This window comes from Chryseobacterium sp. Marseille-Q3244 (assembly GCF_940807095.1).
Classification (GTDB): Bacteria; Bacteroidota; Bacteroidia; order Flavobacteriales; family Weeksellaceae; genus Chryseobacterium.
Genome location: NZ_CALNWX010000011.1, coordinates 124,147 through 136,626, shown reverse-complemented (window position 1 = coordinate 136,626; position 12,480 = coordinate 124,147). Strand labels below are relative to the sequence as shown.

13 protein-coding genes are annotated in these 12,480 nt (G+C 34.2%); 3 read left to right on the top strand and 10 right to left on the bottom strand.

From position 1 onward, the window contains the following. The 4 genes from NBX25_RS18200 to NBX25_RS18185 all read right to left on the bottom strand — a co-directional run bounded on the left by NBX25_RS18200 (position 1) and on the right by NBX25_RS18185 (position 3,790). On the bottom strand, positions 1-1,170 hold the full coding sequence (locus tag NBX25_RS18200) for a glycosyltransferase family 87 protein (protein WP_123911598.1): 1,170 nt from the start codon (positions 1,168-1,170) through the stop codon (positions 1-3). 31 nt (positions 1,171-1,201) lie between these two features. Beyond that, positions 1,202-2,014, bottom strand: a complete 813-nt coding sequence (locus tag NBX25_RS18195; RefSeq protein ID WP_123911599.1) for a 2,3,4,5-tetrahydropyridine-2,6-dicarboxylate N-succinyltransferase — start codon at positions 2,012-2,014, stop codon at positions 1,202-1,204. Positions 2,015-2,097: 83 nt separating this feature from the next. Next, a complete protein-coding gene (locus tag NBX25_RS18190) occupies positions 2,098-2,706 on the bottom strand; it encodes a methyltransferase family protein (protein WP_250254752.1) in 609 nt (202 codons plus the stop codon). A gap of 235 nt (positions 2,707-2,941) precedes the next feature. Further along, on the bottom strand, positions 2,942-3,790 hold the full coding sequence (locus NBX25_RS18185; RefSeq protein ID WP_250254750.1) for an AraC family transcriptional regulator: 849 nt from the start codon (positions 3,788-3,790) through the stop codon (positions 2,942-2,944). Positions 3,791-3,878: 88 nt separating this feature from the next. Between NBX25_RS18185 and NBX25_RS18180 the strand changes: the two genes are divergently transcribed. Next, positions 3,879-5,066: an MFS transporter gene (locus NBX25_RS18180; protein WP_250254748.1), complete on the top strand. Its 1,188-nt coding sequence runs from the start codon at positions 3,879-3,881 to the stop codon at positions 5,064-5,066. A gap of 335 nt (positions 5,067-5,401) precedes the next feature. On the opposite strand, the gene NBX25_RS18175 is transcribed toward NBX25_RS18180, so the two are convergent. Both NBX25_RS18175 and NBX25_RS18170 read right to left on the bottom strand, forming a co-directional pair. Beyond that, a complete protein-coding gene (locus NBX25_RS18175; RefSeq protein WP_250254746.1) occupies positions 5,402-5,728 on the bottom strand; it encodes a LytR/AlgR family response regulator transcription factor in 327 nt (108 codons plus the stop codon). Between the two features lie 8 nt (positions 5,729-5,736). Then, positions 5,737-6,309 (bottom strand): C40 family peptidase, encoded by a 573-nt coding sequence (locus NBX25_RS18170; RefSeq protein ID WP_123911605.1) that lies wholly within the window; start codon positions 6,307-6,309, stop codon positions 5,737-5,739. A 154-nt stretch (positions 6,310-6,463) separates the two neighbouring features. Between NBX25_RS18170 and NBX25_RS18165 the strand changes: the two genes are divergently transcribed. Then, positions 6,464-7,096 carry a hypothetical protein gene (locus NBX25_RS18165; protein WP_250254745.1) on the top strand — a complete coding sequence of 211 codons (633 nt, stop codon included), beginning with the start codon at positions 6,464-6,466 and terminating at the stop codon, positions 7,094-7,096. Between the two features lie 35 nt (positions 7,097-7,131). On the opposite strand, the gene NBX25_RS18160 is transcribed toward NBX25_RS18165, so the two are convergent. Beyond that, positions 7,132-7,500, bottom strand: a complete 369-nt coding sequence (locus tag NBX25_RS18160) for a hypothetical protein (protein ID WP_123911607.1) — start codon at positions 7,498-7,500, stop codon at positions 7,132-7,134. A 393-nt stretch (positions 7,501-7,893) separates the two neighbouring features. On the opposite strand from NBX25_RS18160, the gene NBX25_RS18155 reads away from it, so the two are divergent. Beyond that, positions 7,894-8,577: a hypothetical protein gene (locus NBX25_RS18155; protein WP_123911608.1), complete on the top strand. Its 684-nt coding sequence runs from the start codon at positions 7,894-7,896 to the stop codon at positions 8,575-8,577. 131 nt (positions 8,578-8,708) lie between these two features. Here the strand turns inward: NBX25_RS18155 and NBX25_RS18150 are convergent, their stop codons facing one another. The 3 genes from NBX25_RS18150 to NBX25_RS18140 form a co-directional block, all read right to left on the bottom strand. Then, entirely contained in the window at positions 8,709-9,476 is a 768-nt protein-coding gene (locus NBX25_RS18150) for a leucine-rich repeat domain-containing protein (RefSeq protein ID WP_250254743.1), read from the bottom strand. Positions 9,477-9,535: 59 nt separating this feature from the next. Then, entirely contained in the window at positions 9,536-10,159 is a 624-nt protein-coding gene (locus NBX25_RS18145; protein ID WP_250254741.1) for a hypothetical protein, read from the bottom strand. Between the two features lie 534 nt (positions 10,160-10,693). Next, a complete protein-coding gene (locus tag NBX25_RS18140; protein WP_250254739.1) occupies positions 10,694-12,451 on the bottom strand; it encodes a DUF885 domain-containing protein in 1,758 nt (585 codons plus the stop codon). Positions 12,452-12,480 lie beyond the last annotated feature (29 nt).

Sequence of the window (12,480 nt, the reverse complement as noted above, 5' to 3'; positions counted from 1 at the left end):
TTAATTTAAAGTGTAATCCTTTTCAAAATCTTTGGTCATCAATTCGTAAATGACCCTTAACCAAACTACAATACAAGGTACGGCTTTCAAAGAATATTTAATGATATAATTTTGTTTGATAAATTTCGGGAATAAATCCGAAGGTGAAAAGCAGGTTAGAATAATAACAAATACCAGCAACCCGATAATCAAAGGCGTTTTTTCTTTCTGAAGGGTAAACCAGATCATTACTCCTGCTACTGCAATAATATATGTTGGTGATTCTGAGCCTGAACTGAACAATACCAAAAACAGTAATGTAGAAGCCAGGATCATCAATTGAAATGCATAGTTCTTATATTGCTTGATTCTGATATATGGTAATGCAAACAAGGGAACCCCAAAAGCCAAAAAGGTAAGATTGGAAATGGATGCATCACCCAAAATTCTTCTTACAAATCCCATTAATGATATATCCTGCATATTTCCCAATATCTGATTATCATTGTTTTTTGAGATCAGTGAGGTTGCCCAGTCTGAATAACTCTGAATAACGAATTGCGGACTGGAGTAAATCATTGGAATGCACAAACACAGCACTGCCACGACAATTCCTGAAAGAATAAATTTGACCTTGTTTTTGATAAAGAAAAACTGAGATAATCCTACGATTCCGTAAAGTTTAACAAAAATTCCTACTACAATGGCGGTCGCTGACTGTACTTCTTTTCTTTCGTAAATGAATGTTGCTGACAGCATTAAAAGTCCTACCAAAGCTATATTGAATTGTAAACTTACTGCAGCAGTAATAAATTCCTGCAGACACAATAAAGCAAAAAGTGCCTTTTTAGCATCCGAAAACGGAAGTTTATGAATTGCATACAGGAAAATAGCAGTATTGGCAACATTCCAAAGGGCAATTCCCATCCAATCCGGCATTACCGCAAAAGGAGCAATCAGCAAACTGAAGAAGACTCCATAGTGGTTCATGTCTGAATAGAGCTCAGGATATCGTAAATAGAGATTTTTCTCATCCAGCGTATTAAAGAACACACCTTTGAAAATCAGATAATTGTTAATTGCCTGAGGTCCTCTGGAAAACTTAGAAAGTGCAGTAGCGATGGCTACAATAATATAAACCCCAAATATATATTTAGGGTTTAATAGTATTTTAAGAAATTTTTCTTTCAAAATGGGTTGGTATTAGTTTAAAAACTTAATCTTAAACAGCTACATTATTCTCTCTCAATGCATCATTAAGAGAAGTCTTTTTATCTGTAGATTCTTTTCTCTGGCCGATGATCAATGCACATGGAACCTGATATTCTCCTGCTGGATATTGTTTTGTATAGCTTCCAGGAATTACTACAGAACGGGCAGGAACTCTTCCTTTAATTTCGATAGGCTCACTTCCTGTTACGTCAATAATTTTTGTAGATGCTGTTAAAACAACATTAGCCCCTAATACCGCTTCTCTTTCTACATGAACTCCTTCTACAACGATACATCTTGAACCGATGAAACAATCATCCTCAATGATTACCGGAGCAGCCTGTAATGGTTCCAATACACCACCGATTCCAACTCCACCACTCAAGTGAACGTTTTTACCGATCTGTGCACAGCTTCCTACTGTTGCCCAAGTGTCTACCATTGTCCCTGAATCTACATAAGCCCCAATGTTTACATAAGATGGCATCATAATTACTCCTGAAGCTACAAAAGAACCTTCTCTAGCAATAGCATGAGGAACCACTCTTACTCCTTTTTCCGCATAATTTTTCTTTAAAGGAATCTTGTCATGGAATTCAAATGGACCTACTTCAATAGTTTCCATCTTTTGGATCGGGAAGTACATTACTACTGCTTTCTTCACCCACTCATTTACCTGCCATCCGTTTTCCGTAGGCTCTGCTACACGAAGTTCTCCGGAATCTAATAAAGAAATAACCTCTCTGATCGCTTTCTGGCTGTCTTCATTTTGTAATAGGTCTCTATTATCCCAAATGTTTTCAATAGTTTGTTGTAACGACATGTTTCTTATTTAAATTAGTTTGAAAAATTATACGCGCCAAAGATACAAAAAAGTTCAGCAAAACGGTTTTTAAGTTTATGCTTTTAATAGAGGCTTAGCATACGCCCAACCCTCTTTTTATAAGTAAGATAAACGGAACCGTGCTGTCTCAGCAAATGTTCTTCTTCAAGACGAATCTGAATCTGCATTAAAATACTTCCTATGACAGCTAAAAAGAAAGTAATTATAGTGGGAAAAGTAAAGAAAAACCCAAGAAGACTCACCGTCATTCCAAAAAATACAGGGTTTCTTGATAATTGAAATAATCCGGTTGTAACAAGCTCTGTTTTCATGTGCTCATCTATGCCTATGCGCCACGAATCTTTCATTTGTAGCTGAGCGATGACCACCCAGATAAAGGCTATAAGCATCAATCCTATTCCAAAATATTGAAACAGATCAGAATCTAATATTTGTATTCTAAAATTCTCTCCTGTACTTGGAAATAATAAAGGAATGATCGTATAAATCCATAAAACAATAAGAATCAATTTGAAATACCAGCCAACCAATGCATAAGCAGAATCGTTTTTGGGTAAAACATTAGGGTTTTTGCCAATTTTCTTGGCTACAGCAATGCTAATTCCGAGAAATGAGACTAAAAAAAACAGAATAAAGTAAATAGGAATAAAGAATCTGATAAAATCTGTCATGGTTAATTTATTTATGGCAAATTTCAAAGGTTTTACAATGCAATACTATTGCAATATTTTTCCAAATAATTCCCATTCCCAACAAGTAGATTTTACAGAATAACAGGTAACGTAATCATTCTTAAAAATTCCATTCACATTCAATATAATCATTGAAAACATCCATATTCCTCTCCGTTTATATTGAATAATTATTTCAACAAAAACCTATTTTACAACACAATACAGAACTTATCTAAACTACAGATTTAATACTTGATTTTCTTTTTTTAAACTCTGTCAGACTCATTTGATGTTTCTTTTTAAAGAACTTATTCAAATGGCTTTCATCTGAAAAGCCAAATTCAGTGACAATTTCATTAATTCTCATATCACTGAAAAGAAGTCTGTGTTCAATCAGTCTCAATTTATAATTTAGAATATAATGGGTAATAGTCTCTCCACATTGATTTTTAAAATAGCTGCCAAGATAGGTTTCAGAAAGCCCAAATTCCCTGGCAATCACAGAGACTTTTAAGAGTGTCGGATCGTGGATATTCCCTTGGATATAATTAATAATATCCACTATTCTTTTATCTGTATTGGTTGCTATATGCTCAACCCGCATTTTTGAAATATTCCTTGCTGCAATGACAATAAGTGCATTCACATAATGCAGTGTAAGCTCTTCTTGGTAAATATCCGGGTGACGAATCCCATGAAGAAGTGAATCTACAATAGACTCTACTAACACTACATCAGATTTATTTTGTAAAATACAGCCGGAAAGATAGGAAGCTCCATACAATAAGCACCCTATTGAATCAATGCTATTCCACTTGTAATCCTTTACATAACGTTCACTGAATTTCACGAGCAAAAGCTCTGTTTTTTCTTCAACTTCCAAATGATGTTTATCCTCCGGGGTCAGTAATATCAGACTCCCTTTACTATAAGAAGCAATATTGTTATTTATTATGAAGGAACCTTTTCCAGCAATAACATATATGATTTGAAAAAAGGAGAATTGATTGCCTTTTAAGGGGCAATTTTCAGTTTCATGATATTCAACCTTTAACAATTGATCTATATTCTCTCTTTTCATGTGGTAAAAGTACTTATTTATCATTAAAAAATACTGATTTTTTACATTTTTTCTGTCCAAATTTGCCATGTCAAAATTTTTAAAATCAATGAAAAGATCAATCTATGTCCTGGCACTGGGTGCTTTCGGCATTATTACCACTGAATTCGGAGTTGTGGGTATTCTTCCTACAATCAGCAGACAATTCGGAGTATCCATAGATACAGCAGGATGGCTCCTGAGTGCTTTTGCCATTACTGTTGCTATTTCCTCTCCTTTTATCACCTCATTCACCGCCAAAATAAATCGTAAGTTTCTCTTATGCCTTGTGATGAGCATATTTGTGCTTTCAAATCTTATCTCTGCGTTTTCTACCAACTTTACCATGCTTATGGTTGCCCGTATATTACCTGCAGTACTGCATCCACTTTTCTGGAATATTTCCATTGCGATCGCATTCAAAGAAAAAGGAGCAAAAGGAGTATCTACCGTTATGCTTGGGCTGAGTCTTGCTACCGTTCTTGGTATTCCAATGACGACTTACGCCGCTGATCTTTTCCAGGATTGGAAAGCTTCATTTTTCCTGAGCAGCGCTATCAGTTTCATTGCGTTTACCGGATTACTGTTTTTTATTCCTTCCCTGCCTGCAGAAAAGGAAAAATCTGAACAGAGTCAGTTAGCCATATTGAAAAATCCTCTTTTATGGATTAACCTAATTTCCACTATTGGTACATTGGCTGCTATGTTCTCCAGCTACACCTATCTTACTGCTTATCTTGAAGAAATTACCCGAATGGATGGGGCTCAGATTAGTATTATGCTACTCCTTTTCGGAGGGATGGGAACTCTTGGCAATTGGCTTATGGGGATCGCTTTAAGCCGGAATGTAAAACTCACAACAAGATTGTTTTTACTTCTCCTGATGTCAGTTCAAATCCTGGCTTATTTCCTTGGCGGAGCTTTTATTCCTATGGTCATCATTGTTTCTTTTTGGGGGATGATTCATACAGGTGGTTTTTTGGTTTCAAATATCAGAACTACACAAACTATTCCTCATCATGCCCTGGAATTTGTTAACAGCCTGCTTACATCCTCTTTTAATATTGGAATTTCATTAGGCGCATTTCTTGGAGGAATAGTCAGTTCCTATTATGGAGTTCAACATGTTCTTTCTGTGAGCGTCTTACTTCTTACAGCTACGTTTGTTCTAAGTTTCTTTTCTTTCCCAAAAAACATAGCAACAGATGATAAAAATGAAGACAATGAACTCATAGCACCTGTTTGTGAAAATATTTAACCCATACATAATAATATAAAGAAAGCAACTCTATTTTTTCATAGAGTTGCTTCTCATTAGGTGATCACTAATGCTAATGGAATAAGTTGATAATATTAAAAGATCCGTTACTATCGAATTAAAATGCAGGATTACAGAATAACCTGCGGTTCCACTTATCTTATCTCACAAATAATAAACTCCATTGTTTTCTCAACATGCTTATCTTCAATGATTCCTGTTGCATATTTGCCATTTGTAAAACTAGCGGATGAAATTTTGAATAAAAACTTTTTTATACAGATGAACTGAAATCAGATATATGTGACGTACTTATTAATGTAGTCTGATTATTCTTAAAGCATCATTTTATTGATGGCATCAAGAAGACAGTCTTTATAACTTTTGGCAACGGTAATTTTTAGATTTCCGCATAACAATTGATTATCTTCAAAAGATTCAATATTGGTCAAGTTAACGATATAGGAATTATGAACCCGCATAAATTCTTCCGGCAGGTTTTCAATCAGATCTTTAAGTGTTCTGTAATAGATGTATCTGTTTTGATCTACGGTATGCACTTCCACATAATTTCCGAGACCTTTTATGATATTGATATCTTTAAAGAAAAGTTTTACCAGTTTTTTATCTGTTTTAATAAAAGCAAATGTCCGGTTTTCCATAAAAATTATTATAAAACTCTTTGGGCATGAAGATAAGCTTTATTCCAGTACTTTTCGTTCAGGGATGAAATAATAACTCCTTTTGAAGTGGAAGCGTGAATGAATTTCACTTCTCCGTCCGGGCCGATATCATGAACAATTCCTACATGAGAAACTCTACTTCCTCCAGCGGTAGCAAAAAATAACAGATCACCGGGCTTTACATCCCTTATATCAATATTCTTCCCTGCTGCAGCTTGATCGGTTGATCTTCTTGGAAGATTGAAATCATTTTCTTCGAAAACCTTTACCGTAAATCCGGAACAGTCGAAGCCTGAAGAGGTATTCCCTCCAAATCTGTATGGAGTTCCAATGTATTTCTCAGCATCTTTTAAGACATCATTGATGGATCTTGAAACTTTTCCATCGAATTTAGAATCCAGTTTCCTTAGATTTTCAGATTTTGCTACTGTTTTGGACCCTGATTTCTTACTGGAAGAAACATTTTTTGAAGATCCGCAAGACACTACAAAAGCAGAGGCAATCAGCAATACAGAAAGCTGCTTTATATTCAATTTTTTTTCAAATAATCCTGATCCCATACTCGTCTGATTTTTACTTGATTAACGATTGATGTACAAATATACATTTTATATTTTAATTATAGTATAACTATACTACAACTATATGATAAATATATGTTAAAATTTTGATTTCCGTTATTTATTACTATATTTGGAATTCAATTTTGGCGATATGGCAACATATGAAAGTCTCATCAAGATTAAAGGTTCTGTAGGAGACCTTGTTTTTTATACTCTGAATGGAAAAAATGTAGTTCGGAAGAAAAGCGGGTTCAATAAAACGGCTTTTAAAAAGGATCCGTCTTATGAAAAAGTAAGACAAAACAGTTCTGAATTCGGACATTGTTCAAAAGCCGGGAAGATCATCAGAAACAGTCTGGAACTTTATCTTAAAGAAACAGGAGATGCCCTACTCTACCAGAGGTTTGCCAAGCTGATGACGGAAATAAAAAATCTGGATACCATTTCCGAAAGAGGAAAACGTACAGTTGAAAACGGTCTAAAGACTGAGGAAGGAAAAAAACTTTTGAAATCTTTTCAGTTTGGAGAAATAAAAAATGCATTAACAGAAGTTGAGCATCAGGATCATAGCCTTCGTATCAAAAGAGATAAAAATGCAAGGGGAACCATCATTACCTTAAAGCTGGATTTAGAAAATTATACGGTTGAAAAGGTTGAAGAAAACCTGTCTTTGAATGAATCTCCGATCTCTTTTAAAGAATATTTTTCAGATGATAATTTTCTTCTTTATTTTTTGGTGCTGAGAAATGAAAATAATGAAATTTCCCATATGGGATTTGTATAAATAAAAAAGCCTGCAAAATTGCAGGCTTTTTTATTTTATTTCTTGTCTCCTTTCCAGGTTCCGTATTGTGCCGGAGTTGGAAGGGTATTTGACCAATTTCCGTTTCCTTTTTTATCCGGATTAAGTTTTCCTTTGAATTCTCCTTTTGACGGAAGACCTACTGTTCCTACCAGATCTCCACTATTACTCAAATTACCGGAAATATTATAATTCTCACTACTTACGTCAGAATGCATCGTTCCTGATACTTTCCCTGTTTTATCAACCACAAAATTCCACACTCCCTTATCACCTCCTTCATAAGTTCCAGACCATGTTCCTACATAATCATAAATGGTATCATCATCTGAACTGCAGCCGATAAATAAAAATGCCGTTAGTAAAAGTAAAAAAAGTTTCTTCATAGTTTCAGTAGTTTTATAACCAAAAAAAATCCTGTTATTCTCTATGCATTATATTCAGAAATATCCTGTTATAGAGAATGAGCTTAATATTTATTATTTTTTATTTCGTGCAAATCTACTAATTTTTTATTCAAATTATCTGAATTTTAATGAGTAGACAATATTTTTGTTAAAAAGCAACACATTTCGGCTAAAATACAAATATTTTTCAAACAAAATTTAATAACATAGAATTTTGAATTAATGTTTAAAACTTATTGTTTAAAATATTAATCAATAGTCAAATTTTTAGATATAATTTTAGATGTAACATATTTTTAATTAGTTTTTTATTCTTCATTAATACATATTTCTTACCTTAGTGAAAAATTATAAAGGTATCTAAAAAATACCATGAAAACAAAGACTTTTTTTTTGACAGCACTTGCTTTGTGTAGTTTCGCTAGTGCTCAAGTTGGAATTAACACATCGACCCCCACAAACACGTTGGATGTTAATGGATCGGTGAGAGTCAGAGGGCTTTCAAATCCTGACAATAAAATCGTTGCTGCTAATGCACAGGGAGTTCTAATGCTCATCTCCCCTGAAGAGATTTTTGCTCCTAAAGCTTTATTAAATACTTCCATGGCTTCCACTGAGCAAAGATTCACAGTATATGAAGGAAAATGTTTTCAACCTACAGACAATGCTTCTTCCTGTACTGTTTCTTTAAATCATTATACGTCCTGTGCAGGGTTTAGTAATCCCGTAGATACACAAGTAGTGGTGGGACAAAGTATTAATACAGCTAACGGGCAATTCTTAGGTTCATGGACAGCCCGATATATTGATAACAAAGGATTTTCAAATACTGCTGCTGTTGCCAACCAAACAGCACCGGATTATCCCAGAATTTCTTATCCGAGTGCTAATTCTGTAAATTATTTAGGAAGTGGAAATTTTAACGGGCAGTGCAATACGGATCTGGTGACAACTATAAACCAGACCACTGGAGATATAAAAATAGAATCTGTAAAGAGAAGTATGTATGCCCATTTAATATACCTTCTATCTGTAGCACGTTCAAGAAGTTTATAATAAGAAAATCAAAAGAGATAAAAAAAGACTGATTGTAATCAGTCTTTTTTTAGTATAAACCTAAGAAAAATATAAGTCCTTCATCTTTGGTTAATTCATCCCATTATTTATGTTTCAATTATTAGATTGACTTACCATTTATATTCTTTCAGGCTAATAAGTCCACAGGTATTCAATTGATTAATAAAAGATGATGTAAAAGCTGCGGGTTCCAAATACAGTTTTTCCAGTTTGCTAAGACCTTCTACATTGATTTTTCTTAAAGGATTGCCATTAAGATCGGCTTCTTTAAGTTCAGAAAAAGGTCTCAGATCTATTTCTGTAATTAAGTTTTTTGAAATGTCCAATTCCTTGATATCAAAAGAGCCTTCAGCTTTAAATGTTCTTAACTGATTTCTGAAAAGTTGCACATTTTCCAATTTAGGCTTTTTGCTCAGATCTATTGATTCTAGCTTGTTTACATTGATTCTTATGTCTTTTAACTCTGCAAGCCCAGAAAGATCCAGAGTAGATAATTCATTTTGATCCATAAAAATCACTTCAAGGTTTGTACAGCCTTTTAATTTGAGTTGTGTAATTTTATTATTGATTCCATAAACATATTTGAGGTTCCGCATCCCTTCAAGATCTACAGTATTTACTTTGTTGTCAAGAAAGGCAAAGTCCTCAAGGTTTGTAAAATTTTTAATCCCTACTACCGAAGAAATACCGGCATTATTTACATGCAGTTTTTTAATATTGATTACTTCTGACTTTTGGATATTACCATCTCTGTTTGTATCAAGACCCTGAGCAATTAGAGCTGATTTAAAATTTTCATCCGGAAAACTAATGATCTGTGCTTTTAGAGTAATACCACTGAAATACAGATGAATGAGAATTATTATAACTGGTTTCATGAGTTTTATTTTTAATGATTAGTTTTTGAGTAAACAGTGATTCGCTTCTAAGCGCCTGGTTATTTAGCGATATTGACAACAGTAGCTTTGTTATTTCCCAGCACCTCAATATAATCACCCACTTCTTCTTCATAAGCCTTTGATTCATATCTTGTTTCTGTTGGGAAAGAACCACCACCCATCTGAATTCCAATCATGTTTTTGTTGGCAACCACTGGTCCGGACTGAACCTGATTACCTCTAACTTTCTCCCATGTTACCAGGCTTACAATATAATATTTTCCAGGTTTTATATTAGTGAATACAAAATTGCCTTTACTATCTATGGTCTTAGTTTCGATACGGGCCATGGCTGCTTCTTTTGTCATTGCTGTTTGTTTCTTCCGGCTGTTAAATTTCTTTTTAAGCTCAATATATTCAGTAAGATGTGGAGTGACAGGATATAATAAAACTTTCTCTAAATAGCCAGGATAATTGACATATCCTCTTTTTTTAAATGAAATAGTGCCTTCAATACTCCCATTGCCTTTATCAAGCATTTTATAAGTTTCTTCTTTATTAAAAGAAGCTGTAGGAAGAACATATTCTATGTTCCTTTGTGCTTTTGCATTAAAGTAAAAACATAACAGGAATATCAAAATACAACAAGTGTATTGTCGGGGATAATGATTAGTTTTTATCATAATTAATTATTTAAAATATTGGTGATTTTGTATTTTTATCTAACAGGCTTATTTTTAAAATGAAACAGCATTCCTATACCTGAATCTGAATAAGATGATTATTGTTTTATCCTATTCTTTCTGCAAAATTAGCTCATTCTTTATCCCATAAAATGATCGTTTTCCATTTAAAATGGTCATTTTATTTTTTCTTCAGTGGGTAATAGAAAAAGTTTATTCAAGTAAAATTGCCTTCCCAAGGTTTGGAAGTATTAAACCTCTATAAAACAATCTTTTACCATTCTCCCTCATTTTAAAGAGGAAATCAAAAAGTTTGATACTAACCTGAAATATCTGCCCACACATGCAAAAGATAATGTTGAAAAGTCAAAAAAAATAGTGACTCAGATTATTGCAAAATATGAGGGCATACTCTTTTTGTTAGCCATTAATCCCACAACCAATATTCAAACACTTTTAAAACAAATTAAATAGAAAAAAGACTGATCGTGATCAGTCTTTTGTATTCATAAACATTATTAAAGTTCAACATTGTTATTTGATACTGTTTGCCCAGTTATCCATATAGTTTTCAAAAACAGTAAGAGGCATGGCTCCTCCTTTCAAAATAGTATCATGGAAATCTTTGATATTAAATTTAGAGCCTAACTGCGCTTTGTATTTATCATGCAGTTCTCTTATTTTCAACTCTCCGATTTTATAAGAAAGTGCTTGTGCAGGGTTTGCCATATAACGTTCTATTTCAGCAGTGGCAAACTGTTCAGAAACGGGTTCGTTATCCATCATATATTTAATGGCTTCTTCACGTGTCATTTTTCCTGTGTGCAAACCGGAATCTACTACTAAACGGATCGCGCGATGCATCTCTGTGCCTAACGCGCCAAGCTGATGATACGGATTGGTGTATACTCCCAGGTCTTTCCCCAAAGATTCAGTATATAACGCCCACCCTTCTACAAATGCTCCATTCATATACTTTTGACGAAATTCCGGAACAGAGGTATTTTCATATTGAATACTGATCTGATAATGATGTCCTGGAATAGCTTCGTGTAAAAACACACTTTCCATATCCATATTGGTGATGTTGATCTTTGTTGGGTCCAAAATAGGAGCATAAAAAATACCGGGGCGATTAGCAGGAAGATTCCCAGGAAAGTATTGTGGTGATGCTGAAGCTGCTCTAAACTCTTCTGTCTTACGGATTTCAAAAGGTGTTTTAGGAGTAATCCCGAAATACTTCGCCAGGTTAGGTTTTATTTTGTCATAAACATTCTGATAAGCTTCTAACACTTCTTTGTCTGTTTTGAAAGGCATGAACTGCTTATCGGTTTTCATAAATTCAAATAATTCAGGAAGTGAACCTTTAAAACCAATAGATTTCTTAATCTTTTCCATCTCTGCCGTGATTCTTGCTACTTCAGATAAGCCTAACTGATATACTTCTTCCGGGTCTTTATCAATGGTTACCATAGAAAAAATATAGTCTTTGTACATTTCTTTTCCATTGGGAAAAACATTGATTCCTGAAGATGAGCGTGCTTTCGGCAGATATTCATTCTGGAAAAAATCTGCAAGTTTCTGTAGGGATGGGAAAATATTTTTAGCAAGAACCTCTTTAAAGTCTTTACTTAAACGGCTCTGCTCTTCTTTTGAAAAATCCTTGGGAAAGTTTTTTATGGGTTCGTAGAAAGAAGATTGATCGTTATTTTTTGCCAGTTGCTGTAGTTGCGGAATGATTTTCACCACCAAAGACTTCGGCAAAACAACGCCTGCTTTGATCCCTTTTTGCATATTTTGTATAGAGACATCCGTCCATCTTGTGAAATCCTGACAGCGTTTCATCCAATTCTCATAGTCTTTTACCGTTTTGAAAGGCTGTGCTGAGCTGCCGGAACCCAACATCGCCATATACGTAGGAATACTCCCCATCTGATCGATAGGCATATATTCCTGATGATATTTTTCTGTTTTCAGAGCAATTTGCAGATCATTCTCTAAAATTGCCAGTGAAATACGGTCTTCTTTATTCAAATCCTGATTTTCAAAAGGTTTCAGAAGATTGGTATATTTTACATAAAAATCATGGATTTTTTTGAGTTGGTTTTCATCATCAGCAGGAAGCTGATCGTTATACCCATCAATGCCGTTAAAGGTTGCACTTAACGGGCTTAGTACATTTGACTCTTTATAGTATTGGTCAAAAACCTGATGTAATTTGATATTCTTTTGTTGCGCACTCATGCAGGAAACAATAACAGTGCTGAGTAAAGCCAGCTTATGCTTCATCATATTTTTATTAGTTTATGGATCTGAACAAT